The 24,643-nt window shown below is 60.5% G+C and carries 31 protein-coding genes, 1 tRNA gene and 3 pseudogenes; 22 read left to right on the top strand and 13 right to left on the bottom strand.

Going from position 1 to position 24,643, the window contains the following annotated elements; translation table 11 throughout:
* Positions 1-128: 128 nt before the first annotated feature.
* The 4 genes from ACHMW6_RS05435 (at position 129) to ACHMW6_RS05420 (ending at position 1,844) form a co-directional block, all read left to right on the top strand.
* The gene (locus ACHMW6_RS05435) at positions 129-416 is read left to right on the top strand and encodes an HU family DNA-binding protein (protein WP_050409188.1); all 288 of its coding nucleotides are present in this window, start codon (positions 129-131) and stop codon (positions 414-416) included.
* A 167-nt stretch (positions 417-583) separates the two neighbouring features.
* Entirely contained in the window at positions 584-835 is a 252-nt protein-coding gene (locus ACHMW6_RS05430) for an acyl-CoA-binding protein (protein WP_395406130.1), read from the top strand.
* A 136-nt stretch (positions 836-971) separates the two neighbouring features.
* A complete protein-coding gene (locus tag ACHMW6_RS05425) occupies positions 972-1,361 on the top strand; it encodes a DUF1801 domain-containing protein (protein WP_395406129.1) in 390 nt (129 codons plus the stop codon).
* Positions 1,362-1,406: 45 nt separating this feature from the next.
* The gene (locus ACHMW6_RS05420; RefSeq protein ID WP_395406128.1) at positions 1,407-1,844 is read left to right on the top strand and encodes a GNAT family N-acetyltransferase; all 438 of its coding nucleotides are present in this window, start codon (positions 1,407-1,409) and stop codon (positions 1,842-1,844) included.
* Here ACHMW6_RS05420 and ACHMW6_RS05415 read toward each other — a convergent pair.
* Entirely contained in the window at positions 1,841-2,122 is a 282-nt protein-coding gene (locus ACHMW6_RS05415; protein ID WP_395406127.1) for a polyhydroxyalkanoic acid system family protein, read from the bottom strand. The genes ACHMW6_RS05420 and ACHMW6_RS05415 overlap by 4 nt on opposite strands.
* Positions 2,123-2,249: 127 nt before the next feature.
* On the opposite strand from ACHMW6_RS05415, the gene ACHMW6_RS05410 reads away from it, so the two are divergent.
* The 5 genes from ACHMW6_RS05410 to ACHMW6_RS05390 all read left to right on the top strand — a co-directional run bounded on the left by ACHMW6_RS05410 (position 2,250) and on the right by ACHMW6_RS05390 (position 7,032).
* Positions 2,250-3,698, top strand: a complete 1,449-nt coding sequence (locus ACHMW6_RS05410; protein ID WP_395406126.1) for a hypothetical protein — start codon at positions 2,250-2,252, stop codon at positions 3,696-3,698.
* Positions 3,695-3,970: a protealysin inhibitor emfourin gene (locus ACHMW6_RS05405; RefSeq protein WP_395406125.1), complete on the top strand. Its 276-nt coding sequence runs from the start codon at positions 3,695-3,697 to the stop codon at positions 3,968-3,970. Before ACHMW6_RS05410 ends, ACHMW6_RS05405 begins: the two co-directional genes overlap by 4 nt.
* A 130-nt stretch (positions 3,971-4,100) precedes the next feature.
* Complete coding sequence (fdxA, locus tag ACHMW6_RS05400) at positions 4,101-4,424, top strand: ferredoxin FdxA (protein ID WP_395406124.1); 324 nt, start codon at positions 4,101-4,103, stop codon at positions 4,422-4,424.
* Positions 4,425-4,507: 83 nt separating this feature from the next.
* Positions 4,508-5,575 carry an NAD(P)/FAD-dependent oxidoreductase gene (locus tag ACHMW6_RS05395; RefSeq protein WP_395406123.1) on the top strand — a complete coding sequence of 356 codons (1,068 nt, stop codon included), beginning with the start codon at positions 4,508-4,510 and terminating at the stop codon, positions 5,573-5,575.
* Positions 5,576-5,796: 221 nt separating this feature from the next.
* A complete protein-coding gene (locus tag ACHMW6_RS05390; RefSeq protein ID WP_395406122.1) occupies positions 5,797-7,032 on the top strand; it encodes a polyhydroxyalkanoate depolymerase in 1,236 nt (411 codons plus the stop codon).
* Positions 7,033-7,244: 212 nt separating this feature from the next.
* On the opposite strand, the gene ACHMW6_RS05385 is transcribed toward ACHMW6_RS05390, so the two are convergent.
* Positions 7,245-7,667 (bottom strand): hypothetical protein, encoded by a 423-nt coding sequence (locus ACHMW6_RS05385; RefSeq protein WP_395406121.1) that lies wholly within the window; start codon positions 7,665-7,667, stop codon positions 7,245-7,247.
* Positions 7,668-7,695: 28 nt separating this feature from the next.
* Positions 7,696-8,505, bottom strand: coding sequence for a substrate-binding periplasmic protein (locus ACHMW6_RS05380; protein WP_395406120.1), 810 nt, complete (start codon positions 8,503-8,505; stop codon positions 7,696-7,698).
* Between the two features lie 163 nt (positions 8,506-8,668).
* Here ACHMW6_RS05380 and rsxB point away from each other — a divergent pair, with 163 nt between their 5' ends.
* Genes rsxB through ACHMW6_RS05360 form a run of 4 tightly spaced genes read left to right on the top strand, consistent with a single transcriptional unit; the run spans position 8,669 to position 10,713 of the window.
* Positions 8,669-9,346 (top strand): electron transport complex subunit RsxB, encoded by a 678-nt coding sequence (gene rsxB, locus ACHMW6_RS05375; protein WP_395406119.1) that lies wholly within the window; start codon positions 8,669-8,671, stop codon positions 9,344-9,346.
* Positions 9,343-9,990: an endonuclease III gene (nth, locus tag ACHMW6_RS05370; RefSeq protein WP_395406118.1), complete on the top strand. Its 648-nt coding sequence runs from the start codon at positions 9,343-9,345 to the stop codon at positions 9,988-9,990. The genes rsxB and nth overlap by 4 nt, the downstream gene beginning before the upstream one ends.
* 3 nt (positions 9,991-9,993) lie before the next feature.
* Positions 9,994-10,404 carry a hypothetical protein gene (locus tag ACHMW6_RS05365; RefSeq protein ID WP_395406117.1) on the top strand — a complete coding sequence of 137 codons (411 nt, stop codon included), beginning with the start codon at positions 9,994-9,996 and terminating at the stop codon, positions 10,402-10,404.
* A gap of 30 nt (positions 10,405-10,434) precedes the next feature.
* Entirely contained in the window at positions 10,435-10,713 is a 279-nt protein-coding gene (locus ACHMW6_RS05360; RefSeq protein ID WP_395406116.1) for a KTSC domain-containing protein, read from the top strand.
* Positions 10,714-10,841: 128 nt separating this feature from the next.
* Here ACHMW6_RS05360 and proB read toward each other — a convergent pair whose 3' ends face one another.
* The 4 genes from proB to rplU form a co-directional block, all read right to left on the bottom strand.
* A complete protein-coding gene (proB, locus tag ACHMW6_RS05355; protein WP_395406115.1) occupies positions 10,842-11,960 on the bottom strand; it encodes a glutamate 5-kinase in 1,119 nt (372 codons plus the stop codon).
* Positions 11,961-12,092: 132 nt separating this feature from the next.
* Entirely contained in the window at positions 12,093-13,202 is a 1,110-nt protein-coding gene (gene obgE / locus ACHMW6_RS05350; RefSeq protein ID WP_395406114.1) for a GTPase ObgE, read from the bottom strand.
* 91 nt (positions 13,203-13,293) lie between these two features.
* The gene (gene rpmA / locus ACHMW6_RS05345) at positions 13,294-13,554 is read right to left on the bottom strand and encodes a 50S ribosomal protein L27 (protein ID WP_395406113.1); all 261 of its coding nucleotides are present in this window, start codon (positions 13,552-13,554) and stop codon (positions 13,294-13,296) included.
* A gap of 43 nt (positions 13,555-13,597) precedes the next feature.
* The gene (rplU, locus tag ACHMW6_RS05340; protein WP_395406112.1) at positions 13,598-13,909 is read right to left on the bottom strand and encodes a 50S ribosomal protein L21; all 312 of its coding nucleotides are present in this window, start codon (positions 13,907-13,909) and stop codon (positions 13,598-13,600) included.
* 248 nt (positions 13,910-14,157) lie between these two features.
* Here rplU and ispB point away from each other — a divergent pair.
* Positions 14,158-15,088: pseudogene (ispB, locus tag ACHMW6_RS05335) on the top strand (octaprenyl diphosphate synthase).
* Between the two features lie 96 nt (positions 15,089-15,184).
* On the opposite strand, the gene ACHMW6_RS05330 reads toward ispB, so the two are convergent.
* The gene (locus ACHMW6_RS05330) at positions 15,185-16,162 is read right to left on the bottom strand and encodes a lysozyme inhibitor LprI family protein (RefSeq protein WP_395406111.1); all 978 of its coding nucleotides are present in this window, start codon (positions 16,160-16,162) and stop codon (positions 15,185-15,187) included.
* On the bottom strand, positions 16,162-16,509 hold the full coding sequence (gene arsC / locus ACHMW6_RS05325; RefSeq protein ID WP_395406110.1) for an arsenate reductase (glutaredoxin): 348 nt from the start codon (positions 16,507-16,509) through the stop codon (positions 16,162-16,164). Before arsC ends, ACHMW6_RS05330 begins: the two co-directional genes overlap by 1 nt.
* 97 nt (positions 16,510-16,606) lie before the next feature.
* Between arsC and ACHMW6_RS05320 the strand changes: the two genes are divergently transcribed.
* From ACHMW6_RS05320 to ACHMW6_RS05300, 5 genes and pseudogenes are all read left to right on the top strand, one after another.
* Positions 16,607-16,683: transfer RNA gene (locus ACHMW6_RS05320), tRNA-Pro, on the top strand.
* A gap of 181 nt (positions 16,684-16,864) precedes the next feature.
* Positions 16,865-17,203 (top strand): hypothetical protein, encoded by a 339-nt coding sequence (locus ACHMW6_RS05315; RefSeq protein WP_395406109.1) that lies wholly within the window; start codon positions 16,865-16,867, stop codon positions 17,201-17,203.
* A gap of 77 nt (positions 17,204-17,280) precedes the next feature.
* Positions 17,281-17,667 carry an IS66-like element accessory protein TnpA gene (gene tnpA, locus ACHMW6_RS05310; protein WP_395400528.1) on the top strand — a complete coding sequence of 129 codons (387 nt, stop codon included), beginning with the start codon at positions 17,281-17,283 and terminating at the stop codon, positions 17,665-17,667.
* Positions 17,664-18,011 (top strand): IS66 family insertion sequence element accessory protein TnpB, encoded by a 348-nt coding sequence (gene tnpB, locus ACHMW6_RS05305; protein WP_395400530.1) that lies wholly within the window; start codon positions 17,664-17,666, stop codon positions 18,009-18,011. Before tnpA (ACHMW6_RS05310) ends, tnpB (ACHMW6_RS05305) begins: the two co-directional genes overlap by 4 nt.
* A gap of 30 nt (positions 18,012-18,041) precedes the next feature.
* Positions 18,042-18,611: pseudogene (locus ACHMW6_RS05300) on the top strand (IS66 family transposase zinc-finger binding domain-containing protein); the annotation flags it as partial.
* An 80-nt stretch (positions 18,612-18,691) separates the two neighbouring features.
* Here the strand turns inward: ACHMW6_RS05300 and tnpC (ACHMW6_RS05295) are convergent.
* Genes tnpC (ACHMW6_RS05295) through tnpA (ACHMW6_RS05285) form a run of 3 tightly spaced genes read right to left on the bottom strand, consistent with a single transcriptional unit; the run spans position 18,692 to position 20,994 of the window.
* Positions 18,692-20,233 (bottom strand): IS66 family transposase, encoded by a 1,542-nt coding sequence (tnpC, locus tag ACHMW6_RS05295; RefSeq protein ID WP_395400532.1) that lies wholly within the window; start codon positions 20,231-20,233, stop codon positions 18,692-18,694.
* A 30-nt stretch (positions 20,234-20,263) separates the two neighbouring features.
* Positions 20,264-20,611 (bottom strand): IS66 family insertion sequence element accessory protein TnpB, encoded by a 348-nt coding sequence (tnpB, locus tag ACHMW6_RS05290; RefSeq protein ID WP_395400534.1) that lies wholly within the window; start codon positions 20,609-20,611, stop codon positions 20,264-20,266.
* A complete protein-coding gene (tnpA, locus tag ACHMW6_RS05285) occupies positions 20,608-20,994 on the bottom strand; it encodes an IS66-like element accessory protein TnpA (RefSeq protein WP_395400528.1) in 387 nt (128 codons plus the stop codon). Before tnpA (ACHMW6_RS05285) ends, tnpB (ACHMW6_RS05290) begins: the two co-directional genes overlap by 4 nt.
* Before the next feature lie 27 nt (positions 20,995-21,021).
* Here tnpA (ACHMW6_RS05285) and tnpC (ACHMW6_RS05280) point away from each other — a divergent pair.
* A pseudogene (tnpC, locus tag ACHMW6_RS05280) lies at positions 21,022-22,066 on the top strand (IS66 family transposase); the annotation flags it as partial.
* A gap of 186 nt (positions 22,067-22,252) precedes the next feature.
* Here tnpC (ACHMW6_RS05280) and ACHMW6_RS05275 read toward each other — a convergent pair.
* Positions 22,253-23,176, bottom strand: a complete 924-nt coding sequence (locus ACHMW6_RS05275) for a LysR substrate-binding domain-containing protein (protein WP_395408538.1) — start codon at positions 23,174-23,176, stop codon at positions 22,253-22,255.
* Between the two features lie 117 nt (positions 23,177-23,293).
* On the opposite strand from ACHMW6_RS05275, the gene ACHMW6_RS05270 reads away from it, so the two are divergent.
* A complete protein-coding gene (locus tag ACHMW6_RS05270) occupies positions 23,294-24,034 on the top strand; it encodes an SDR family oxidoreductase (protein ID WP_395406108.1) in 741 nt (246 codons plus the stop codon).
* A 10-nt stretch (positions 24,035-24,044) separates the two neighbouring features.
* The gene (locus ACHMW6_RS05265) at positions 24,045-24,638 is read left to right on the top strand and encodes an NADPH-dependent F420 reductase (RefSeq protein WP_395406107.1); all 594 of its coding nucleotides are present in this window, start codon (positions 24,045-24,047) and stop codon (positions 24,636-24,638) included.
* Positions 24,639-24,643: the final 5 nt, after the last annotated feature.

The raw sequence follows: 24,643 nt of genomic DNA, 5'->3' as shown, positions 1-24,643 counted from the left end.
GTTTTTAAAGGCTTTTTACGCACCATATCGTCGCAGGCCAGTCACTATATGGCTTTCTTCATCAAGAAGGGAACACATTTCGCAATTAATGTGCTAATCTGCGCGCTCCAATAACCAAGGAGGTAGTAATGAAAAAAGGCGAACTGATTGCAGAATTTGCGAAGCGTACCGAAATGTCCGGCGCTGCCGCTAACGACGCAGTTAACACCCTGATCGCAATCGTTACCGAACGTCTGAAAAAGGGCGACACGGTCGGCATCACCGGCTTCGGCACCTTCTCCGTAGCCAAGCGCGCTGCTCGTAAAGGCCGCAATCCTGCAACCGGCGAAGCGATCAAGATCGCAGCTTCCAAGACCCCTAAGTTCTCGGCTGGCGCGACCCTGAAGGCCGCTGTGAATCCGACCAAGAAGAAGTAATACCGGCTACCGCCAGAATGGCGGTTCAAGGCAGGCCACCGCGGCCGGTCTTGAACCGCCGTTTTTATTGTGCGGCGCACCTCCGCTTTGGAGCCTATCCTCTAATGGCGCCGCGGGTTTTCTTTGTATGATGGCGCATCGCAAACCCACCACAGAGGAATAACACCATGAGCCTTCAGGACCAATTCGACGCAGCCGTCGCCGACTCCAAGAACCTGCCGGAACGTCCGGACAATATGACCCTGCTGAAAATCTACGCGCTGTACAAACAGGGTTCCGCGGGCGACGCGACCGGCGAACGTCCCGGCATGACCGATTTCGTCAACCGCGCCAAGTTCGACGCCTGGGCCGCCCTGGCCGGCACTTCGCAGGACGACGCAAAGCAGCAGTACATCGACCTGATCGAAAGCCTGAAGTAGGCCTCTCCCCTCAGGGACCGCGCCCACCGCATTACGCTGGCCGCTGGTCCCTTTCCAGTCCGACGATGCCGTCGGTTCCTGTCTGACGCAAAGCGTGGCACACTGTGCGCATCATCCACCTTTCGCGTTCCGAGCCATGATGAAAAAGATGCCGTTGGCGCCGAATCCGCAGGCGTACCTGGAATCGTTGAGTGGCTGGCAGCGCCGCTATGTTGAAGCGCTGCGTGCGGCCGTACTGGAATCAGCGCCGCTGGAAGAGCGCGTGAAGTGGGGACACCTGGTCTATTTCTCCAACGGTCCTGCGCTGCTGATCCGCGCCGAAGAACAGCGCGTGCTGTTCGGCTTCTGGCGCGGACAGCGCCTGCGCGGCATCGAAGCGCGCCTGAAACCAGGCGGCAAATACGAAATGGCGACGATGGAACTGCACGAAGACACGCCGCTCGAACGCTCGACCGCGCAGGAACTGGTCAAGTCCGCCGTCGCCCTCAACGCCACCCTCGGCAACCCGGCGGTGCCGCGTGACTAGCGGCCTGCTGATCCGCGAGGCCCGCATCGAAGACCTGGATGAGATGTGGATATTTTCAAACAGGTGATCGCCGGCGGGGATGCCTTCCCGTTTGGCGAAGGCTTTGACGAGCAGACGTTCCAGGCGCACTGGTTTGGCGGGCACGCGGCTTATGTGGCGGCGCAGGGCCAAAGCATCGTGGGCATGTACAAGATGGGAGCGAACTATCCGGACCGCGGCTCGCACGTGGCAAGCGCGACGTACGCGGTAGCGCCGCAGGCGCAGGGCAACGGTGCAGGAAAGGCGCTGGTGGCGGACAGCCTGGAACGCGCGCGCCGCGAAGGCTTCCTTGCGATGCAGTTCAATTTTGTGGTGACCACCAACGCGCCGGCGATGGCGCTGTACCGGAAATTCGGATTCGAACAGGTGGGCACGCTGCCAAACGCGTTCAGGCATCGCCAGCTCGGGCTGGTCGACGCCTGCGTGCTGTTCAAGGAACTTTAAGCGGCAGCGAACACGCTGCGCATTTTCTCGGCCACCTTGTTTTCGATGGCGCCCTTGAAGGCGCCCATCAGGAAGCCCAGCTTGATGTTCATATGGGCCTGGCTTTCGGCCAGCGTCAGCGTGCCTTCGACGCCGCTGCGCCCGAAGCGCAGGGTATCGCCGTGCCAGGTGCAGGCGAGGTCGAATTCCCTGGCAATGCGTTCAGCGACTTTTTCGGCAGCCGCGCGTGCGGCCTCGGGCGCCAGGCTGTGGGCCTGGGTGATGTTAATGTCGGACATGCGCCTTCTCTACTAATTCAGCAAAAGGCGCAATTTTACAGCAGCCGCACTTTTGCGATGGATCAAAGGCAGGCAGGCCGCATGGCGCGACCATGTTCGTTCATGCGCACCTTTGGGGAGAACCATCATGGACCAGAAAGTGATCGTCCCGGTAGAGGCCGTTCTGACAAAAACCATGGCGCTGCCGGTCGGCTATGTGCCCACGCCATCCGAGCCCTATCGCCTGCACCGCAAGACCGCGGAGCTGCTGGCGCAGCCGGGCCTGCCTCGCCTGAGGAACGGCATGCTGCCGATGAAGCTGTCCGGGGCGCCACCGGCCGGCGCGCGCGTGCTGATGTGGAAGCAGGACCCGTCGGTCAGCGAACTGGGCACGCGCAAGACCTTCCTGCCCGGCGTCATCCTGGAAGGTCCGCGCGATGCGCGCATTACCTTTGGTAAGCCCGGCATCGCGCCCGTCAGCCCGAACGCCTTCGGCGACTTCATCATGTCGCCCAACACCGACCAGTTCGACGCCGTGCACACCTTCGCCGTCGTGCGGCAAACGCTGACCATGTACCAGCGCGTGCTGGCCGCCGGCGACGGCGGCGCGCCCCTGCCCTGGGCGTGGAACAGCGCGCGCAACACGGAGCCGCTGCAAGTGTTCCCGCACGGCCTGCCGAATGTGATGAACGCCTATTACAGCCGCAATGACCGCGCGCTGAAATTCGGCGACTTCGTGCCCAGCGGCGGCAACGAGCGCGTGTTCACCTGCCGCTCCTTCGACATCGTCGCGCATGAAACGGGCCACGCCGTGCTGGATGGCCTGAAGCCGAGATGGATCCTGAACAGCGCGCCGCCGCAGACGGGCGGCCTGCACGAATCTTTCGGCGATCTGACGGCGATTTTCCTTGCCCTGTCCCAGCTCGACCAGGTGGAAGCGGTGATCGCCCAAACCAAGGCGGACTTGCACGACAAGACTTTCCTGGCCGATATGGCGGAGCAGTTCGGCCTGGCGCTGGGCCGCCCGAACGGCCTGCGCAATGCGGACAATGACCTGAAGCTGTCCGAAGCGGGCAACGAGGTGCACGCCATTTCGCAAGTGTTCACCGGCGCCATCTACGACATCCTGGCCGACATCTTCGCCTACGAGCGCCAGCCCGGCCTGCATGACGACGCGGCCGTGCTGCATGCGGCCGGCGCCTATCTGTGCAGCCTGGTGATGCGCGCGCTGGTGTCGGCACCCGATGTGGCCGCCAAATATGCGGACGTGGTCAACCAGATGCTGCGCCTGGCGCTGGAGGATGGCAAGCCGGTCGACTACCGTAACTTCATCCGCAACCGTTTTGCGCTGCGCGAGGTGGTGGTGTCGCCGCTGCCGCTGAGCGACGACCACCAGGCGGATGTGGCGATGGCGCCGATGGTGGAAGATGCTCCGGACGCCCGGCAGGACCGCCGCGCCTGCTGCGGCACGATGAACCACGCCGAATATTTCGCGCTGGAAGATGTGCTGGAGGCTGAGCGCCAGGCGCTGGCGGCGTGGTGCCAGGGCTGGCAGGCGCGCCACAGCGCGTCCGCCGACATGGCTGCGGCCAAATGAAAATCACGGCCAGCGGCGGCGGCGGGATCGCCGGCATCGGCGAGCGCTACGAAGTCGATACCCAAACCAGTCCCGCCGGGCCGGCGCTGGAGGCGGCACTCGCCGCCGCCGGCTTCTTCGATGCGCCCGAACCGCCCGAACAGCTCGGTGCCGACCTGCCGCGCTGGACGCTCACGGCCGTGGGCGACGGCCGCCAGCGCTCCCTCGAATTCACGGAAAACACCCCTTCTCCCTGGCTCGATGTGCTGAATCTGCTACGCTCTGCGGCCTGAAGACCGGACTGTGGCGCGAATTTGCTTATATGTATTGTGTATAACGCTGAATTGTGAGAAATAGCGAATTGCCTTAAAATACAGTGCTTTGCTGAGCTTTTTCCAGCGCATCAATATAGATAGGACTGTTATGACCCACGTAGTCACCGAATCCTGCATCGCCTGCCGTTATACGGACTGCGTTGATGTTTGCCCGGTAGATTGTTTCCGGGAAGGCCCGAATTTCCTGGCGATCGACCCGGATGAATGCATCGACTGCGCCGTTTGCGTCGCTGAATGCCCGGTGAATGCCATTTTCGCTGAGGAAGATGTGCCTGCCGACCAGCAGCAATTCATCAAGATCAACGTCGACCTGGCGCGCAACTGGCCTTCGATCACCAAGACCAAGCCAGCCTTGGCCGAGGCCGAACAGTTCAAGGACGTCAAGGAAAAAGCACACCTGCTGCAGCGCTAATCGCGCCTGCCCGGGCCTGTTATTTATCGTGCAACACCGCGCCTGACGCGGTGTTCGCTTATTTGGATGGAATGAGAATCATTATGAACGTCGTCAGCACCCCACCCGGTGGTCTCCACGAAACCGATGCCGTGATTATCGGCGCCGGCCCGGTCGGCCTGTTCCAGGTATTCGAACTTGGCCTGCTGGAGATCAAAGCCCATGTGATCGACTCCCTGACCGCCGTCGGCGGCCAGTGCGTGGAACTGTATCCGGACAAGCCGATCTACGACATTCCCGCCATTCCATCCTGCACCGGCCAGGAACTGACCGACGGCCTGCTGAAGCAGATCGAGCCGTTTGGTGCGACCTACCACCTGGGCCAGGAAGTCACCGTGGTGCAGAAGCGTGAAGACGGCCGTTTCGACGTCGAAACCAGCCTGGGCACCAAGCTCATCACCAAGACCATCTTCATCGCTGCCGGCGTGGGCTCGTTCCAGCCGCGCACCATGAAGGTGGAAGGCATCGAAGCCTTCGAAGGTTCGCAGCTGTTCTACCGCGTGAAGGATCCGGCGAAGTTCGAAGGCAAGAACCTGGTGATCTGCGGCGGCGGCGACTCCGCGCTGGACTGGGCGCTGAACTTCGTGGGCAAGGCCGAATCCGTCGTGCTGCTGCACCGCCGTGAAGACTTCCGCGCTGCGCCGGCTTCCGTGGCCAAGATGAAGCAGCTGTGCGACGAATATGAAATGCAGCTGATCGTCGGCCAGGTGAGCGGCATCGAAACCAAGGACGACAAACTGTCCGAACTGCGCGTGACCGGCGCCGACGGCGTGACCCGCCGCGTGCCGCTGGACATGCTGCTGGTGTTTTACGGTCTGTCGCCGAAGCTGGGTCCGATCGCCGAGTGGGGCCTGGACATCGAGCGCAAGCAACTGAAAGTTGTTTCCACCGAAAAGTTCGAAACCAATGTGCCGGGCATCTTTGCCGTGGGCGACATCAACACTTATCCGGGCAAGAAAAAACTGATCCTGTCGGGCTTCCACGAAGCTGCCCTGGCTGCGTTCGGCGCTGCACCATATATCTTCCCGGACAAGAAAATCCACATGCAGTACACGACAACGTCGCCAAAACTGCACAAAGTGCTGGGCGTCGAAACGCCCGTGTTCGACTGATCCGACCGAATCTTCGGAGCGATCCTACAAAAAAGCAGCGGAATCGCTGCTTTTTTTCTTTTCCGGCCAGTATTATCTTGGTATGAAGCCCGAAACGCCGTGGTTTGTGCCCTTTCTGGGAGGTATTGCAAAATGCTGTAGGCCATGAACAAATGGCCTATAATTGGATTACGATTCCGCATTGCCACATTTGCCGCAATGCAACACGACCAGGAATTCCTATGCTTTACCAACTGCACGAAATGCAACGATCCCTGCTGAGCCCATTGATGCAATGGGCCGAGGCATCGTCCAAGCTCTTTACCAACCCCGTGTCCCCCCTGGCGCATACGCCGTTCTCCCAGCGTATCGCGGCCGGCTACGAGCTGATGTATCGCCTTGGTAAAGATTACGAAAAACCGGCTTTCGGTATCAAGGAAGTCGAAGTCAATGGCAAGCAGGTGCCGATCATCGAACGCGTGGTCGACAACAAGCCGTTCTGCAAGCTGCTCCACTTCGGCAAAGACCTGAGCGAAAAAGAAATCAAGGCCCTGAAGCACCCAACCGTGCTGATCGTGGCGCCCTTGTCCGGCCACCATGCAACGCTGCTGCGCGACACCGTGCACGCGATGCTGCATGAACACGACGTCTACATCACGGACTGGGTGGATGCACGCCAGGTGCCGTTGTCGGAAGGCCCCTTCCACCTGAACGACTATGTCAAATACGTGCAGGAGTTCATCCGCCACCTTGGCCCGGACGTGCACGTGATTTCCGTCTGCCAGCCGACCGTGCCGGTGCTGGCGGCCATCTCGCTGATGGCCACCAACAAGGATCCGATGCTGCCGAAGACCATGACGATGATGGGCGGCCCGATCGATCCGCGCAAGTCGCCGACCGCGGTCAACAACCTGGCAACCGAAAAGAAGTATTCCTGGTTCGAGAACACCGTGATCTATGCAGTGCCGCCGAACTATCCGGGCTTCGGCCGCAAGGTCTACCCGGGCTTCCTGCAGCATGCCGGCTTCATCGCGATGAACCCTGGCCGTCACGCGCAATCGCACCGCGAGTTCTATATGCACCTGGTGCGCGGCGACGATGAGCCGGCGGAAAGCCACCGCAAGTTCTACGACGAGTACAACGCTGTGCTCGACATGCCGGCCGAGTACTACCTCGACACGATCAAGACCGTGTTCCAGGACTTCGCACTGCCGCAGGGTACGTGGCAAGTGGATGGCCAGTTCGTGCGTCCGCAGGACATCACCAGCGTCGCGCTGCTGACCGTGGAAGGCGAGCTGGACGACATCTCCGGCGCAGGCCAGACCCAGGCCGCGCACGAGCTGTGCTCCGGCATCCCGGACAATATGCAGGAAGACTTCGTGGTGCCGCAAGCCGGCCACTACGGCATCTTCTCCGGCCGCCGCTGGCGCGAAATCGTCTGCCCGAAGATCACCGACTTCATCAAGCAGCACGGCTAAGCTAACGCTACCAACTTCAAAACGCCCCGCCCGCCGGGGCGTTTTTTATTGGACCGGAATCAGCAGATAGCCGATCAAGCCCATTATGGAAGCGAGCACACCGCCAGCCATCATGACCCAAAAGAATAATGGATTGAATCGCTCTGCATCACCAATCAGGTCTTCCAGGTACTCGTAGTCCTTCCCTCGGAATCTCATTCCCACCTCCAGGCTCAAGCGAAATGGTGTACAACTGTCAACATGGCCGCGGCCACACAACAGAAGAACAGTGACAACAGCATCAACGCATATCGGATTACTATACTCGTCCCTCGTGAGTTTCGTTGTCCATGATGCCGAGCACTCAGTGGTGCCACCGCGGCGGTGACTGCCAACAATATCAGGACCAGGTTTAGCGTCCAGAATAACCAATCCCCAGAAGGCCCAGTAAGCACCTCGGCGCGGGAATGTCGCATTTCGTACAGGCCGTTCAAACAGTAGCCGAGGCCAGCCCAAGAGAGCTGGCCGTCGCGGACAGGCATCAACAGAATCGTTCGCCAGTTAGCGCGTGTGAAGGCCGCGCAGCCCAATATCGCAATGAGCAAGATGGGCAACGCCAGCGGCAGCAGGATGTTGACGATGTGCCAGTCGGTCATAGTGCCTCCTGCGCGAAACGCGGAGGCTTCAGTCTAGCGGGCGAATGGGTGGCGCGAACTGAGGCAGGTCAATTGCCGGAAGTGAGATCCTCGCCGAGGCGGCGCCAGTAATCGCGTTCGAGTTGGGGAGGTCGAGCCCGCGGGCGGCTTCGTTGAAGGCGCGCTGGCGGGCCAGTCCTTCGGGTGTGCGCTGGAAGCACAGATGGACGGTGCGCTCGCTGAACAGGCGGGTGTCGATCGCGATGCGCCCGCGTTCGGCGCGGAACTGGGGACTGGCCAGCAGATAGCGCAGCACGTGCTTCTCGATCACCATGACCGGGAAGCGCTTGCCCAGCAGTTTGCGCAGGTTCGTCTCGTCGTTGACGCCCTCTTCCACATCAAGCGCCCCCTGGCGCACGAGCTTGTCGAACTGCTCGCCGTTGGCATGTCCGCCCACCGTACCGACGCGCACGCCGCTCAGGTCGGCAAGCGAAGAGGCGTGCACCGGCGCGCTCTTCAGGTAAGCAAGCACTGACTGCGAGCTGCCCAGCGGCGCCGAGAAATAGCAAAGCTTCTCGCGCTCGGGCGTGCGCCATACGGCCATAAAGCCCGCATAGGCCGGGTTGTGCAGCCCGAATTCCATGGTGCGCTTCCACGGGAAGTAATCCACCGAGAGGCCGTTGCCGAGGCGGGCAAATACGGCGCCTGCCAGCGCCCCGGTCACGCCGTTGGCCGGCAGCGCAGGCGTCACGTAAGGTGGCCAGTCCTCGGCCGCCATGCGCAGGACGCCGGCACGCGCCACGGTGTCGGCTGCGGCCAGCAATCCGGCCGCTAAAAGCAGCAAGCGTAGAATACGCATCAGATAATTACCTAATGGAAATATTCGTTTATAGTCCCATAAATGTTAGCGATCTCAAAGTTATTTTTGAGCAACTATCGGTAACCCGGCGCTCAGGCGGGGATTTCGTGCCGGACGCCGCCAGATAGCGGATAATGGCGCTTTATCAAGCAAATCAAGCACCGTGAGCGAATCAAAGACCCTGGCCGACCGCATTGAGGACGTGCTGCCGCAGACCCAATGCACCAAGTGCGGCTACCAGGGTTGCCGTCCATATGCCGAAGCGATCGCGGCCGGTGAAGCGCAGATCAACCAGTGCCCCCCGGGCGGAGCGGAAGGCATCCGCAGGCTGTCGTCCGTAACGGGCTATCCCGTGATTCCGCTGAATCCGATCAATGGCCTCGAGCGGCCGCGCGCCGTGGCCTTCATCGACGAATCCCTGTGCATCGGCTGCACGCTGTGTATCCAGGCCTGCCCGGTCGATGCCATCGCGGGCGCGGCCAAGCAGATGCACACCATCATTCCCGAGCTGTGCACGGGCTGCGACCTGTGCGTGCCACCCTGTCCGGTGGATTGCATCGTCATGTACCCGGTCACCGAAACCACGGGCTGGGATGCCTGGACGCAGGCCGATGCCGACGCGGCCCGTTCACGCCACGACTTCCGCGCAGAACACCTGAAACGCGAACGCGAAGAGAACGATGCGCGCCTGGCTGCGAAGGCCAAGGCCAAGATGGAAGCGGTGCACCGCCTGTCGCCGGAGAATGCAGCCGAGGAAGCGGAGAAGGAACGCAAGCGGCAGATCATCGCCGCCGCCATGGAGCGCGCACGCCAGCGCGCCGAAGCCGACAAGAAGAAATGAACCCAGCCAAACGCCACGAAATTTTCAGCCGCCTGCGCGCGGCCAATCCCAAGCCCCAGACCGAACTGGAATACACGACGCCTTTCGAGCTGCTGATCGCCGTGCTGCTGTCCGCTCAGGCGACGGACGTGGGCGTAAACAAGGCCACGCGCAAGCTCTATCCGGTGGCGAACACCCCGCAAGCTATCCTGGACCTGGGCCTCGATGAACTGATGGATTACATCAAGACCATCGGTCTGTATAAGACCAAGGCGAAGAATGTTATCGCAACTTGCCAGATCCTCGTCGAGAAGCACAATGGCGAGGTACCGCGCATGCGCGAGGAGCTGGAAGAACTGCCGGGCGTGGGGCGCAAGACGGCCAACGTTGTGCTGAATACGGCCTTCGGCGAGATCGCGATGGCAGTCGATACGCACATCTTCCGCGTGTCCAACCGCACTGGCATCGCACCGGGCAAGAATGTGGACATCGTCGAGCAAAAGCTGATGAAGTTCGTGCCCAAGGAGTTTTTGCTCGATGCGCACCACTGGCTGATCCTGCACGGCCGCTACATCTGCACCGCGCGCAATCCCAAATGCTGGAACTGCCTGATCGCCGACCTGTGCGAGTTCAAGGGCAAGACACCGCTGCCTGAAAGGGTTTGAGCGATGCACTACTCGCTTTCTCCTCGCCTGAACGTGGGCGTTATCGCGCTGATGCTGGCGCTTGCCCTATTGTGCATTGTCGCCGTTGGCCTGCCGCCGCTGCCATTGCTTGTGGCCTTCGCCGCCGGCGGCGCGCTCGCCGGGCATTTTTTGAGTCACGCGCACCGTGAGCAGGCGGAGCGCATCAGATCCGCCAGGTCGGCTGGCGAAATCCGCGCTTTGCTGGCCGCAACGCCGGCCGGCAAGCGCGCAAACGTGATCGTTGTCGTGCAGATGCTGGCGTTTTTCCTGCTGCTGTTCTTTGCCAAAGCGTATGCCCCGGCACCGATGCTGGTCGCCGTGATCGCATGCTTCAGCGCAGCGCGCAAGGCGGCTACTCATCCGGCGTTACTTGCCCTGTCCCGCCGGGGCTGATGGTATGCTGAAGGACAGGAGGTGACCGCCATGGAAATGAAGAAGATTAATGCCGGCAAGCTGCGGGCGATTGGCTATGACCGGCGCGAGCGCGTCCTGCGCGTGGAGTTTGATGACGGCAGCGCGATCGACTACTCCAGCGTGGGCGAGGACGTGTGGCGCCGCTTTTCCACGTCCGGCTCGGCGTGGAGCTTTTACCGTGACAATATCGAAGAAGAATTCGCAGGGAGCCGCGGCCGGGCGCAAGTCCAGAGCAAGCGCGCCGAACTCGAGGACCTGTTTCGCGCACCGGATGAGGATCAGGGTTAGGGCCTCAGGCGACGCACACGCGGCGGATCAATGATCCGCCCTACGCCGCACTGGATGATCGGATTACGAATGGCCCCGAAGGGGCTGTAGGGCGGATCATTGATCCGCCGTGCAGGCAGACCCGCGCCTTAGATCAGGACGAGATTGTCGCGGTGAATGAGCTCGGGGCCTTCGGCGTAACCGAGGATGGCCGCGATCTCGGACGAAGGCTTGCGCAGGATACGGCGCGCTTCGCCGCTGGTGTAATTGCAGATGCCGCGCGCGATGGCGTGGCCGTCCGGGCTGATGCACGTGATAACGGCGCCGCGACCAAACTCGCCATGCACGTCGGTCACGCCGATCGGCAGCAGAGACTTGCCCTCGCCCACCAGCTTCTGCACCGCACCCGCATCCAGCACCACCTGGCCCACCGTATGCAGGTGATCGGCCATCCACTGCTTGCGCGCCGTCAGCTGTCCGGTCTGCGCAGACAATTCCGTGCCGATGCTCTCGCCGCCAGCCAGGCGGGTCAGCACATCCAGTTCGCGTCCAAAGGCAATCACCGTATGCGCACCAGACTTTGCCGCACGCTTGGCGGCCAGGATCTTGGTCAGCATGCCGCCGCGTCCCAATGAGGAACCCGCGCCGCCGGCCATGGCTTCCAGCGCCGGATCGCCCGCGCGGCCATGCGTGATCAGGTAGGCCGCAGGGTCCTTGCGCGGATCGGCATTGAACAGGCCGCGCTGGTCGGTCAGGATGATCAGCGCATCGGCTTCGATCAGGTTCGCCACCAGGGCGCCCAGCGTATCGTTATCGCCGAACTTGATCTCGTCGGTGACGACCGTGTCGTTCTCGTTGATGATGGGGACCACGCCCAGGCGCAGCAAGGTGGTCAGCGTGGAGCGGGCATTCAGGTAGCGCTCGCGGTCCGCCAGGTCGGCGTGCGTCAGCAGCACCTGCGCAGTGCCGACATCGTGTGCGCGGAAGCTCGTCTCGTAAATCTGTGCGAGGCCCATCTGGCCCACCGCGGCGCAAGCCTGCAGCTCGTGGATGTCGGACGGGCGCTTGTCGAAACCCAGGCGCAGCATGCCTTCCGCCACTGCGCCCGAAGAAACCAGCACCACCTCCTTGCCCATGCCCCGCAAAGCGGTAATCTGCGCGGACCAGCGCGCGATGGCGGCATGATCGAGTCCGCGGCCGTCGTTGGTGACGAGCGAGGAACCGACTTTAACGATTAAACGGGTGGCTTTCTGGATGACGGAATTCATAGGGCGGCAAAGCTCTTCTCAAAAGATTCGAAAACATGCTGTTGATTCGCCGGGCCGGTATGCCCTGCTTGCCGCAGACAGTGCGCGGCCCCGCGGGTAACGGGGCCTGCACAGGTATGGGTTGTCCCGATTTTAATCGAGAACCTTGAAACGTGGGTCGTCCGGGTCGATGGACGAGATGCCGCGGGCTTCCTCGGTCATCTGGGTTTCTTCGGAACGCTGCTCCGCATAGCGCTGCTTTTCCAGGTGCTGGTAGATGGCGGTGACCAGTTCCTGGGTGCCTTCATGCGACAGCGCGGAAATCTCGAAGACCGGCCCCTTGAAGCCGACCTTCTTCACGAAGTCCTTCACCCTCTTGGCGCGCTCTTCTTCCGGCACCACATCCAGCTTGTTCAGCACCAGCCAGCGCTCTTTCTTGCCCAGTGCCGGGTCATACTTTTCCAGTTCCTTGACCAGGGCCTTGGCTTCCTTCACCGGGTCCACGGTCGCCTCGAACGGCGCCAGGTCCACGATGTGCAGCAGCAGGCCGGTGCGCGACAGGTGGCGCAGGAACTGATGGCCCAGGCCGGCGCCTTCGGCGGCGCCTTCGATCAGGCCTGGAATGTCCGCGATCACGAATGACTTCTCATGCGACACGCGCACCACACCCAGGTTCGGGTGCAGGGTCGTGAACGGATAGTCCGCAATCTTCGGACGAGCATTCGACACGGCGGTAATGAAGGTGGACTTGCCGGCATTCGGCATGCCCAACAGGCCCACGTCCGCCAGCACCTTCAGTTCCAGGCGCAGCTCGCGGCGTTCGCCTTCCTTGCCGTCCGTCTTCTGGCGCGGCGCGCGGTTGGTCGAGGTCTTGAAGTGGATATTGCCCCAGCCGCCCTCGCCGCCCTTGGCCAGCATTTCCATCTGGCCGTGTTCCGTCATGTCGGCGATGATTTCGCCCGACACTTCGTCGATGATCAGGGTGCCGACCGGCATGCGCAGGAAGATATCGTCCGCGCCCTTGCCGTAGCAATCGGAACCGCGGCCGGCTTCGCCGTTCTGCGCGCGGTGCATTTTCGAATAGCGGTAGTCCACCAGCGTATTGACGTTGCGGTCGGCCACAGCCCAGATGCTGCCGCCCTTGCCGCCGTCGCCGCCATCCGGACCGCCGAATGGACGGAATTTTTCACGGCAAAAAGAGGCGCAGCCATTTCCGCCGGTGCCGGCGATGACTTCGATGCGTGCTTCGTCAATAAACTTCATGTGAACCACCTATAAAACTAAAAAGGCCCTACCGTTGGCAGAGCCTTTTGGAGAGAAAGGCTTGCGCCTTACTTGACCGTTAAGCGCTGTATTAAGCAGCGGCTACGACGGTGACGTACTTCTTGTTCGAAGGACCTTTGGTCACGAACTTCACAACGCCGTCCACCAGTGCGAACAGGGTGTGGTCCTTGCCGGTGCCTACGCCTTCGCCGGCGGAAACCGGGGTGCCACGTTGACGGATGATGATGCCGCCAGCGTTGATGGTTTGGCCGCCGTACACTTTAACGCCCAGGCGTTTTGATTCAGAGTCGCGACCGTTGCGGGTAGTACCGCCGCCTTTTTTGTGTGCCATTTAGTTACTCCTTGATAGCTCAGTAAATTCGGACAAGCAGCGATTAGCCGTTGATCGAAACGATTTGGATTTCGGTGAAGTTCTGGCGATGGCCTTGGTGCTTCTGGTAGTGCTTACGACGGCGCATCTTGAAGATACGGACCTTGTCGTGACGACCTTGGGCAACCACTTTCACCAGAACCGATGCACCTGCAACCAGAGGAGCACCAAACTTGATGCTGTCGCCCGCGCCTACGGCGAGAACCTGGTCGATAGTGATTTCGGAACCAATGTCAGCCGGCAACTGTTCTACTTTAATTTTTTCGCCAGCAGCAACTTTGTACTGTTTGCCACCGGTTTTTATGACCGCGTACATGATTTGAAACCTCGTTATTTGTTAAGAAATTTCTCCTGCTTGTCGCCAAGAAAACAACAGACGGAAGCTGGAGAACATGCGATTGTACACAGTTTTCCTAATCGGGTCAAAAAGTATTGTCGAGCAGGCCGCCTCGTGGTATGTCGGCAACTAGTGACGTATAATCGCGGCACCTTATATCCGTCTAACGCAGGTCCGCCTTGTCTAACTCCGCACAGAATCGCATCATCGCCACCATTGCCGCCGATATGGACGCCGTGAACACGGTGATCCGGGAGCGCCTGCACTCGGAAGTGGCGCTGGTCAACCAGATTGCCGAATATATCATTAGTGCGGGCGGCAAGCGTATCCGTCCGGTCCTGGTGCTGCTGGTGGCGAATGCCTATTCCTACCGCGGCACGGCACACCACGAGCTGGCCGCTGTGGTGGAATTCATCCACACCGCGACCCTGCTGCATGACGACGTGGTCGATGAATCGTCGATGCGCCGCGGCCGCCAGACGGCCAATGCGCTGTTCGGCAACGCCGCTTCCGTGCTGGTGGGCGACTTCCTGTATTCGCGCGCCTTCCAGATGATGGTCTCGCTCGATTCCATGCGCGTGATGCAGATCCTGTCCGACGCGACCAATGTGATCGCCGAGGGCGAGGTGCTGCAGTTGCTGAACATGCACGACCCCGGACGTTTCCGAGGAAAGCTACCTGCAGGTGATCCGCTCCAAGACCGCCAAGCTGTTCGAGGCCGCCGCGGAACTGGGCGCCCTGGTGGCCGGCGCGTCCGACGCCGAGATCGCCGCCGCCGGCGAATACGGCCGCTCGCTGGGCACCGCCTTCCAGCTGATCGACGACGTGCTCGATTACGCCGGCGACGCCGACGAAATCGGCAAGAACGTCGGCGACGACCTGCGCGAAGGCAAGCCTACCCTGCCCCTGATCTGGCTGATGATGCACGGCACCGACGAACAGCGCTCGCTGGTGCGCTCCTGCATCGAGAACGGCGACGAATCGAACTTCGAGACCATCCTGTCCGCCATCACCAACAGCGGCGCGCTCGACTACACCCGCCACGCCGCCCAGGTCGCCTCCCAGCGCGCCATCGACGCGATTGCCGGCCTGCCCGACAACGCCCACAAGCAAGCCCTCCTCGAACTCGCCCGCTTCGCCGTCGACCGCAGCCATTAATTACCTAGCTGCGCCCCGGCGCCTCACGCTGGGGTCTGACGCTGACACCTGACACGCGCAGCGTGTTGGGTGTTAGTGTCTGACCCCAGCAGTCCCCTACCGCCGCCCAATCAGCAACTCTCGCAACATCCCCGTCCGCTTCCGCGTGAAATACCCCTCCCACGCAAAATCCGCCACCGCCGGATACCTCACCTTCCCGAACCGCACCCACTCATCCCGATAAGCCAGCCACGCCCGCTGCGCCTGGAGAATATCCACCATCTTCACCGCTCCGGGAAAACCCGGATCCCTCGAGCGCTTCAGCTGCTGATAAACCACATTCATCTCCCGGTCCGCCGTGGCAAACTCCTCCCGCGACATCCCCGGCAGCTTCCCCGCCTCAAACTCGCGCAGGGACTTCAGCAAATCCGCCCGCTGCCGATCCTGCTCCTCCACCACAAAGGCCACGCGCGCAGAGCCGGAGCGATCCACTTCCCCGCCCCGCGCCTCGATAAACCCATCGGCCTTCGCCCTGAGCCGGCCGAATGCCTCGCGGCTCTCCGCGTTCCACTTCGCCGTCAGCGCCGCAGACACACGTTCCCGCTCCTGCGTCGCGAGGCTGCTGTGGACAGACGCGCAATAGCCGCCCATCTCGCCGCTGGTAATGTCATCGCAAAGATCGATTTTCGGCGCCGGTCCGGCTTTGCCAAGCTGCATGCGCTCCAAATGCTGGAGCCGCGCCTCGGTCTCAGCCTGCGCTGCGAAAGTCTCGCAGGCCGCCTTTTTCGCCAGCCCGTAATTGCGCGGCACGCCCAGCCCATTGGCATAGACCATCATCAACACGCCTTTGGATGGTTGGTAAGGCGCATCTTCCGCTACAAAAGCGCAAAGCCGCGCCTTCGCGTAATCAACCGGGCTGCCAATGCCGTAGTAATGGGAGTCGGCCGAGCATTTCGCCAGCGAGGCCGCCTGCGGGCCGCTGGGCTGGTCGGCAGCGGGATATTGCAGCCGCTCGTAAGGCTTGCACTCCGCGACGTCCTGCGCACACGCCGGGCCAAGCGAAAGCAGGCAGACCAGCAGGCCGGCCAGCCGCATTACAGGATCTCTTTGACCGTCTCAGGCGGACGGCACAGGCGCACGCCCTTGTCCGTCACCACGAAGGGACGGTTGATCAGCTCCGGATGCGCCATCATGGCGTCGATCAATTTCTCGTCCGCCAGCGACTTGTCGGCCAGGCCAAGCTGGTTATACAGCTCACCCTTGTCGCGCATGGCGCCACGCGCGGTGAGGCCGGCCTTGGCAATCAGCTCGATCAGCGTTTCGCGCGACGGCGGCGCCTTCAGGTACTCGATGATTTCCGGCTCCACGCCCGACTCGCGAATCAGCGCCAGCGCGCCGCGCGAGTTGCTGCAAGCGTTATTGTGATAAATAGTAATTCCCATACAGATTACTCAGGTAAGGCCAAAGCCCGCACTATACCACCGGCACCGGCAGTTGCTAATCGCGCAAAGATCTGGTCTAATAATGCCTCCTACCAATCGGGGTGTAGCTTAGCCTGGTAGAGCGCTACGTTCGGGACGTAGAGGCCGGAGGTTCGAATCCTCTCACCCCGACCAAAATCTCTTTGTAGAACAGCGGGTTATTGCTCCCGCTGTTTTCGTTTCTGGTCGGGCAGTGGCAATTCAGTGGCAACTGAGACCGCACGAAAAACTGCAGCTAATTGCAGCCACTTCTTCCAAGACGATTTTCGGTCCTGTTTTTGGCTATACCGTATTCCATAACTTACGGAGTACGGACATGCCGTCCATCGAGAATCGCTCGCATTTCAAGGTCACGGTCAAGCACCGCGATGACCTGACTAAAACCTTTCCGCACAATCGGTCCAAACAAGCTGAGGACTATGTCCGCTCGCTGGAAGCTCAGAAGCTGAAACCTAAACTGCTCCGCATGGACGACCAATACGCAGTCCGTGACCGCAGCGTCTCACGAGTAGGTCAGACGCTGATTGCGAAGAGCATGGTCGAAGCCGAACTCATCAAAAGTCATCTGGAAAACGAGCACGGCTCACCACTGATCTTCGCGCCGTCTTCCTATACTGTCTCAGCGCATTTCACTATTTCAGTAAGCGTCAACTGAGTACCGTCTAGACGTCGACTCACCGCCTGGCTGATCATCGGTCGTCGGCACAACAAATTTGTGTCCACAAATTATTTATGGACACAAATATTGGATCGAAAGGCGAGCGGCCCATGCGTGGGCCTTACCGCCATCACAGCGAGGAATTCAAGCGCTCCGTTGTGAGGCAGTCGTACCAACCTGGCGTTTCGGTTGCACGGCTGGCGCGCGAAAACGGCATCAACTCGAATCAGATATTCAATTGGCGCAAGCGATACTTCGTCGACCAGCATACAGCGGGGCAGCCTGATACTCCGGCATTATTGTCAGTGACCATTGCCGAAGAGCCGCCATCGTCATGTGCCGATGGCGATGATCGCCGCGACGGCGCGCTCGAATTGACCGTCGGTCATGCCAAGCTACGCATTGAAGGAAATGTCGATCCTGGTCTGTTGGCGCAAGTCCTGGATAGGTGGCTGCGATGATCGGCCTACCTGCGGGAACCAAAGTCTGGTTAGCCGCCGGCGTTACCGATATGCGCAGTGGCTTCGACGGTCTCGCGGCCAAGGTGCAAAGTGCGCTGGCAGAAGATCCGTTCAGCGGCCATGCGTTCGTATTCCGAGGCAAGCGTGGTGATCTAATCAAAGTGTTGTGGTGGACCGGCGACGGCCTATGTTTGCTGGCCAAACGCCTGGAGCGTGGACGCTTCGTCTGGCCGCAGGCCAATAGCGGCAGCGTGGCGCTGACGCAAGCGCAATTATCGATGCTGTTGGAAGGAATCGACTGGCGCCGCCCAGAGCGAACCTGGCGACCTTCATCAGCCTTGTAAACTTGATATGACCTGCGTAAACTGGGCTGCATGCTCAACGCCGCCGACCTACCCAATGACATCGAAGCCTTGAAGGCCATGCTGCTAGCCAGTGAGGCCAGGGTAGCACACCTGAACGCTGAGCTGTCCACGCGCACTGCGGAAATCGAGCACCTCAAACTGGTGCTGGCGAAACTGAAGCGCATGCAGTTTGGCCGCTCTTCGGAGAAGCTCGACCAGCAGATCGAACAACTGGAACTGCAGCTCGAAGATCTGGAAGCGGAAGAGGCAGTGGCGGAGGCACGAGCGACAATGGAGGTGGCGCCACGCAAGAAGGCTGAACGCAAGCCGCTGCCACCGCACCTGCCACGAGATGAGCGTGTGCTGCGTCCGGCGAACGAGTCCTGCCCGGACTGTGGCGGTAAGCTCAAACACCTTGGCGAAGACGTTTCGGAGCAACTGGAATACGTACCGGCGAGCTTCCGCGTCATCCGCCATGTGCGACCGAAGTTGGCTTGTACCTGCTGCGATGCCATCGTGCAGGCGCCGGCAGCAAGCCGGCCCATTGCACGCGGCCTGCCTGGCCCCGGTTTGCTGGCGCATGTGCTGGTGGCGAAATTTGGTAAGCGTATTCTCCGTACCGTATTGAGCCAGGCAGCGGAAAGCGCGATGATTTGGATTACACCGCTGGGAGGCGGAGTTCAGACGCCGGAGAGTTGGTCGGCGCAGTTCCAGGGCAGGAAGTCGTCGACCCGGTTCACGGGATGATCGGCGATGTGCGCCAGCACATGGCGCAACCAGGCTTCGGGGTCGACACCATTCAGCCTGGCCGTTCCGATTAGCCCATACATGGCGGCAGCGCGTTCGCCGCCGCTGTCGGCACCAGCAAAGAGGAAGTTGCGTCGGCCAAGCGCCACGCCGCGTAGCGCGCGTTCGGCAGCTGAGTTATCGATCTCGATGCGCCCGTCATCGACATAGCGCGTCAGCGCCGGCCACAGCTTGAGCGAGTAGAGGATCGCCGCCGCCGTATCGGACTTGCGTGATAGTGTGCCGAGCATAGTGTTCAGCCAGCGTTCCAGGTCATCGAGTAGCGGCCGTGATTGTTGTCGCCGCACTGTGCAGCGCTCAGCCGGTGGTTTGCCGCGGATGTTTTCTTCGATGGCATACAGTTCGCCGATGCGGCGCAGTGCCTCGGTAGTGAGTGGCGACGGCCGCGCTGCATGTAGGTCATAAAACTTGCGACGGGCATGCGCCCAACAGGCAGCTTCAGCTACACGACCTCTTTCGTAAACTGCGTTGAAGCCGGCATATGCGTCGGCCTGCAGCACACCAGAGAAGTTAGCCAGATGGCCCTGTGGGTGTTCGCCTTTGCGGTCGGGCGAATACGCAAACCAGACTGCCGGTGGCGCACCATCGCCACTGGCGCGGTCATCGCGCACATAGGTCCAAAGCCGCGCGGTGCGCGTCTTGCCGTTGCCGGGCGCCAGTACCGGCAGTGGTGTGTCGTCGGCATGCAATTTGGTGGCAGCAAATACATGGCGCTGCAGCGCATCGACCAATGGCCGCAATAGCGTGCTGCTGGCGCCAACCCAGCTGGCCAGCAGACTGCGCTCCAGTTCCACGCCCTCGCGAGCGTAGATAGTGCTCTGCCGATACAGCGGCAGATGATCCGCAAATTTCGCCACCAGCACATGCGCCAGCAAACCGGGGCCAGGCAGGCCGCGTGCAATGGGCCGGCTTGCTGCCGGCGCCTGCACGATGGCATCGCAGCAGGTACAAGCCAACTTCGGTCGCACATGGCGGATGACGCGGAAGCTCGCCGGTACGTATTCCAGTTGCTCCGAAACGTCTTCGCCAAGGTGTTTGAGCTTACCGCCACAGTCCGGGCAGGACTCGTTCGCCGGACGCAGCACACGCTCATCTCGTGGCAGGTGCGGTGGCAGCGGCTTGCGTTCAGCCTTCTTGCGTGGCGCCACCTCCATTGTCGCTCGTGCCTCCGCCACTGCCTCTTCCGCTTCCAGATCTTCGAGCTGCAGTTCCAGTTGTTCGATCTGCTGGTCGAGCTTCTCCGAAGAGCGGCCAAACTGCATGCGCTTCAGTTTCGCCAGCACCAGTTTGAGGTGCTCGATTTCCGCAGTGCGCGTGGACAGCTCAGCGTTCAGGTGTGCTACCCTGGCCTCACTGGCTAGCAGCATGGCCTTCAAGGCTTCGATGTCATTGGGTAGGTCGGCGGCGTTGAGCATGCAGCCCAGTTTACGCAGGTCATATCAAGTTTACAAGGCTGATGAAGGTCGCCAGGTTCGCTCTGGGCGGCGCCAGTCGATTCCTTCCAACAGCATCGATAATTGCGCTTGCGTCAGCGCCACGCTGCCGCTATTGGCCTGCGGCCAGACGAAGCGTCCACGCTCCAGGCGTTTGGCCAGCAAACATAGGCCGTCGCCGGTCCACCACAACACTTTGATTAGATCACCACGCTTGCCTCGGAATACGAACACATGGCCGCTGAACGGATCTTCTGCCAGCGCACTTTGCACCTTGGCCGCGAGACCGTCGAAGCCACTGCGCATATCGGTAACGCCGGCGGCTAACCAGACTTTGGTTCCCGCAGGTAGGCCGATCATCGCAGCCACCTATCCAGGACTTGCGCCAACAGACCAGGATCGACATTTCCTTCAATGCGTAGCTTGGCATGACCGACGGTCAATTCGAGCGCGCCGTCGCGGCGATCATCGCCATCGGCACATGACGATGGCGGCTCTTCGGCAATGGTCACTGACAATAATGCCGGAGTATCAGGCTGCCCCGCTGTATGCTGGTCGACGAAGTATCGCTTGCGCCAATTGAATATCTGATTCGAGTTGATGCCGTTTTCGCGCGCCAGCCGTGCAACCGAAACGCCAGGTTGGTACGACTGCCTCACAACGGAGCGCTTGAATTCCTCGCTGTGATGGCGGTAAGGCCCACGCATGGGCCGCTCGCCTTTCGATCCAATATTTGTGTCCATAAATAATTTGTGGACACAAATTTGTTGTGCCGACGACCGATGATCAGCCAGGCGGTGAGTCGACGTCTAGACGGTACTCAGTTGACGCTTACGAAATTTGCGGATCATCTGCCGCTGTATCGGCAGAGCACTATCTACGCTCGCGAGGGCGTGGAACTGGAGCGCAGTCTGCTGGCCAGCTGGGTTGGCGCCAGCAGCACGCTATTGCGGCCATTGGTCGATGCGCTGCAGCGCCATGTATTTGCTGCCACCAAATTGCATGCCGACGACACACCACTGCCGGTACTGGCGCCCGGCAACGGCAAGACGCGCACCGCGCGGCTTTGGACCTATGTGCGCGATGACCGCGCCAGTGGCGATGGTGCGCCACCGGCAGTCTGGTTTGCGTATTCGCCCGACCGCAAAGGCGAACACCCACAGGGCCATCTGGCTAACTTCTCTGGTGTGCTGCAGGCCGACGCATATGCCGGCTTCAACGCAGTTTTACGAAAGAGGTCGTGTAGCTGAAGCTGCCTGTTGGGCGCATGCCCGTCGCAAGTTTTATGACCTACATGCAGCGCGGCCGTCGCCACTCACTACCGAGGCACTGCGCCGCATCGGCGAACTGTATGCCATCGAAGAAAACATCCGCGGCAAACCACCGGCTGAGCGCTGCACAGTGCGGCGACAACAATCACGGCCGCTACTCGATGACCTGGAACGCTGGCTGAACACTATGCTCGGCACACTATCACGCAAGTCCGATACGGCGGCGGCGATCCTCTACTCGCTCAAGCTGTGGCCGGCGCTGACGCGCTATGTCGATGACGGGCGCATCGAGATCGATAACTCAGCTGCCGAACGCGCGCTACGCGGCGTGGCGCTTGGCCGACGCAACTTCCTCTTTGCTGGTGCCGACAGCGGCGGCGAACGCGCTGCCGCCATGTATGGGCTAATCGGAACGGCCAGGCTGAATGGTGTCGACCCCGAAGCCTGGTTGCGCCATGTGCTGGCGCACATCGCCGATCATCCCGTGAACCGGGTCGACGACTTCCTGCCCTGGAACTGCGCCGACCAACTCTCCGGCGTCTGAACTCCGCCTCCCAGCGGTGTAATCCAAATCATCGCGCTTTCCGCTGCCTGGCTCAATACGGTACGGAGAATACGCTTACCTATTTCATCATGCGGGCGGAGTTGAAGCCGCTGAAAATGGAACCTCACCAATGAAGAAATTCGAAGTCCGCCGTGTGCGACCACTCAAATCACATCAAATTCCATTTCAAAATTGTTGAAATCGCTGCGCCAATCTCTCTCTTTGAAAATGCTCCGTAACGAAATTTACAAAAGCGCGCGTCTTAGCGGGTAATAGTTTCTGACTTGCGAAATAGAGTGAAATCGGTCCGGCATCTTCATGCCATTCGGGTAAGAGTCTCACCAACTCACCGGTCTCAAGAAAGCGCAGCACGTTTGGTACAGCTAGTAAAGCAACGCCCATCCCCATGAGTGCGGCCTGCACCATGCCATCCGGTTCGGTCATTGACATGCATGGGACCAACTCGGCTAGTTGTTCCTGACCGGACTTGTTACGTAGAGCACGGTGACGCAGACGGCCAGTGATGGCAGAACGCATTACTATCCCTTCCCAGTCCTGTAGGTCCGATGGCTGTACTGGGGGTCGGCGACCCGACATGAAACTGGGCGATGCAACCGCGATGATCTTGATGCGCGCCAGCTCACGCGCGACAACACCAGGTGTAAGCTCGAAGCCGCCGCCGACAGCGGCATCATATCCACCCGCAATCAGGTCTACCTGTTTGTTATCGAGATGCCAGTCCGGACGCACTGCCGGAAATTGCTCAAGGAACGTCGGCATCAGTGGAAGTAAATAGTCGCGTGCAAAGCCAGGGGCAGCACTAAGCTTCAACGTGCCAGCAGGCTGTCCCGCATGAACACTTACATCCGCGATAGCCGACTGGATACTGTCCAAACCTCCCGCAATGGCGTTGAGAAATCGCTCCCCCTCCTCCGTTAGCTTGAGTCCACGCGTGCTGCGCTGAAATAAGCGCACACCAAGATTTCGTTCCAGCTGCGCGACATTTCGGCTCACGGCCGCTGGCGTCAGCGCTAAGCGGCGTCCAGCCTCTGAAAAACTCGCTGACTCTGCGCTGCGAACAAATGACTCGAGATTGGATAGGGTCTCCACTGCAATTACTTTCAATGCTTGCTTGAAAGTGATTATAGCAACTACCGACTACCGCTTGAAGCTGGCGAAACCCATACTAGGTCCATCGCAAACAACTTCCCTGAAAGGAAACGGATCATGAACAAACTTCAAAGCAAAGTCGCAGTCGTTACTGGTGGCAGCCGCTCGATTGGTGCGGCAATCGCCAAGCGTCTGGCAGCGGATGGCGCCACCGTAGCAATTACTTATAACGCATCTCCTGAGAAGGCACAGGAAGTCGTGGCCGAAATCAAAGCCGCAGGTGGCAACGCCACCGCCATTCAAGCTGATGCTGGGAATCCTGAAGCTGTGCGCTACGCAGTTGCGGCAGTGGCAGAACAGTTCGGGAAAATCGATATCCTCGTCAACAACGCAGGCATCAGCGTACTTGGCGCCCCTCAGGATATTGCCTTCGAAGACTTCCAACGCATCCTGGCTGTGAACGTAACCGGCGTGTTCGTCGCTACGCAAGAAGCTCTGCGCCACATGGGAGACGGCGGCCGCATCATCCATATTGGCAGCTCGATCGTGCAGTACGCGGCATTTCCGACAGCGTCTGCCTATACATTGACCAAAGGCGCCGTGACCGGCTTCACCCGTGGTCTGGTACGCGACCTCGGCCCTCGCGGCATCACCGTCAACACGATTCACCCAGGCCCGACAGACAGCGATATGAACCCGGCAGATGGCCCGGTTGCGGATTTCGTCAAACCAGGTATTGCAATGGGTCGGTATGGACAAGGCGCCGATGTCGCAGCCGCCGCCGCATACCTGGCGAGCCAAGACGCCTCCTTCGTCACGGGCGCCGAATTGATGGTCGACGGCGGCTTTACTGCTTAAGGGGACGACCATGAATATCGGAATCATCGGCGCCGGCGCTATCGGGACCGCCATTGCCCGCGCACTCGCTCGTAATGGCATTAAGGCTCGAATCGCCAACAGCCGCGGTGCCGCGGGGCTGGATGTTTTGGCCGCAGAACTACCTGGCATTACGCCGGCCAGCGTGCAAGATGCCTCTCGATCGGACATTGTGTTCATCGCAGTTCCATGGTCGAAGATACCGGGAGCCGTGAAAGACCTGGGCCCCTGGGATGGCCGGATTGTCGTCGACACGAACAATCCCATTGAAGCACCGACTTTCCGCCCCTTCGACCTAGGTGGCCGCGCTTCCAGCGCAGTTGTCGCTGACCTCGTTCCAGGTGCACGCGTTGTGAAAGCATTCAATCACCTGCGACCATCGTTGTTAGCAGGCGTCCCTAATGCAGAGGGCGGTCGACGAGTAATGTTCGTGTCTGGCGTAGATGCCGCGGCTAATGCCGAGGTGGCAAAATTAATTGACCGTCTTGGTTTCCATGCTCTCACTCTTGGGGGCGTTGAAGCTGGGCGCCTGCATCAATTCCCAGGTGGCCCCCTCCCGACCCTCAATCTTGTGAAGTTCGAGTGAGCACC

The sequence above is a fragment of the Pseudoduganella sp. UC29_106 genome (assembly GCF_044055365.1).
Lineage (GTDB): Bacteria > Pseudomonadota > Gammaproteobacteria > Burkholderiales > Burkholderiaceae_D > Rugamonas.
This window is presented reverse-complemented; position numbering and strand designations above follow the sequence as displayed.

Bases quoted from the DNA above. Each gene is read 5' to 3' on its own strand.
- ACHMW6_RS05410 (WP_395406126.1), top strand. From the start codon at position 2,250: ATGGACCAGAAAGTGATCGTCCCGGTAGAGGCCGTTCTGACAAAAACC.
- ACHMW6_RS05315 (WP_395406109.1), top strand. From the start codon at position 16,865: ATGCCGTCCATCGAGAATCGCTCGCATTTCAAGGTCACGGTCAAGCAC.
- ACHMW6_RS05265 (WP_395406107.1), top strand. From the start codon at position 24,045: ATGAATATCGGAATCATCGGCGCCGGCGCTATCGGGACCGCCATTGCC.
- fdxA (WP_395406124.1), top strand. From the start codon at position 4,101: ATGACCCACGTAGTCACCGAATCCTGCATCGCCTGCCGTTATACGGAC.
- ACHMW6_RS05365 (WP_395406117.1), top strand. From the start codon at position 9,994: ATGCACTACTCGCTTTCTCCTCGCCTGAACGTGGGCGTTATCGCGCTG.
- tnpA (WP_395400528.1), bottom strand. From the start codon at position 20,994: ATGGACACAAATATTGGATCGAAAGGCGAGCGGCCCATGCGTGGGCCT.
- ACHMW6_RS05390 (WP_395406122.1), top strand. From the start codon at position 5,797: ATGCTTTACCAACTGCACGAAATGCAACGATCCCTGCTGAGCCCATTG.
- ACHMW6_RS05435 (WP_050409188.1), top strand. From the start codon at position 129: ATGAAAAAAGGCGAACTGATTGCAGAATTTGCGAAGCGTACCGAAATG.
- ACHMW6_RS05360 (WP_395406116.1), top strand. From the start codon at position 10,435: ATGGAAATGAAGAAGATTAATGCCGGCAAGCTGCGGGCGATTGGCTAT.
- tnpC (WP_395400532.1), bottom strand. From the start codon at position 20,233: ATGCTCAACGCCGCCGACCTACCCAATGACATCGAAGCCTTGAAGGCC.
- nth (WP_395406118.1), top strand. From the start codon at position 9,343: ATGAACCCAGCCAAACGCCACGAAATTTTCAGCCGCCTGCGCGCGGCC.
- tnpB (WP_395400534.1), bottom strand. From the start codon at position 20,611: ATGATCGGCCTACCTGCGGGAACCAAAGTCTGGTTAGCCGCCGGCGTT.
- arsC (WP_395406110.1), bottom strand. From the start codon at position 16,509: ATGGGAATTACTATTTATCACAATAACGCTTGCAGCAACTCGCGCGGC.
- ACHMW6_RS05415 (WP_395406127.1), bottom strand. From the start codon at position 2,122: ATGTCCGACATTAACATCACCCAGGCCCACAGCCTGGCGCCCGAGGCC.
- ACHMW6_RS05430 (WP_395406130.1), top strand. From the start codon at position 584: ATGAGCCTTCAGGACCAATTCGACGCAGCCGTCGCCGACTCCAAGAAC.
- ACHMW6_RS05425 (WP_395406129.1), top strand. From the start codon at position 972: ATGATGAAAAAGATGCCGTTGGCGCCGAATCCGCAGGCGTACCTGGAA.
- tnpA (WP_395400528.1), top strand. From the start codon at position 17,281: ATGGACACAAATATTGGATCGAAAGGCGAGCGGCCCATGCGTGGGCCT.
- rpmA (WP_395406113.1), bottom strand. From the start codon at position 13,554: ATGGCACACAAAAAAGGCGGCGGTACTACCCGCAACGGTCGCGACTCT.
- ACHMW6_RS05385 (WP_395406121.1), bottom strand. From the start codon at position 7,667: ATGACCGACTGGCACATCGTCAACATCCTGCTGCCGCTGGCGTTGCCC.
- obgE (WP_395406114.1), bottom strand. From the start codon at position 13,202: ATGAAGTTTATTGACGAAGCACGCATCGAAGTCATCGCCGGCACCGGC.
- ACHMW6_RS05380 (WP_395406120.1), bottom strand. From the start codon at position 8,505: ATGCGTATTCTACGCTTGCTGCTTTTAGCGGCCGGATTGCTGGCCGCA.
- ACHMW6_RS05330 (WP_395406111.1), bottom strand. From the start codon at position 16,162: ATGCGGCTGGCCGGCCTGCTGGTCTGCCTGCTTTCGCTTGGCCCGGCG.
- proB (WP_395406115.1), bottom strand. From the start codon at position 11,960: ATGAATTCCGTCATCCAGAAAGCCACCCGTTTAATCGTTAAAGTCGGT.
- rplU (WP_395406112.1), bottom strand. From the start codon at position 13,909: ATGTACGCGGTCATAAAAACCGGTGGCAAACAGTACAAAGTTGCTGCT.
- tnpB (WP_395400530.1), top strand. From the start codon at position 17,664: ATGATCGGCCTACCTGCGGGAACCAAAGTCTGGTTAGCCGCCGGCGTT.
- ACHMW6_RS05270 (WP_395406108.1), top strand. From the start codon at position 23,294: ATGAACAAACTTCAAAGCAAAGTCGCAGTCGTTACTGGTGGCAGCCGC.
- ACHMW6_RS05395 (WP_395406123.1), top strand. From the start codon at position 4,508: ATGAACGTCGTCAGCACCCCACCCGGTGGTCTCCACGAAACCGATGCC.
- ACHMW6_RS05405 (WP_395406125.1), top strand. From the start codon at position 3,695: ATGAAAATCACGGCCAGCGGCGGCGGCGGGATCGCCGGCATCGGCGAG.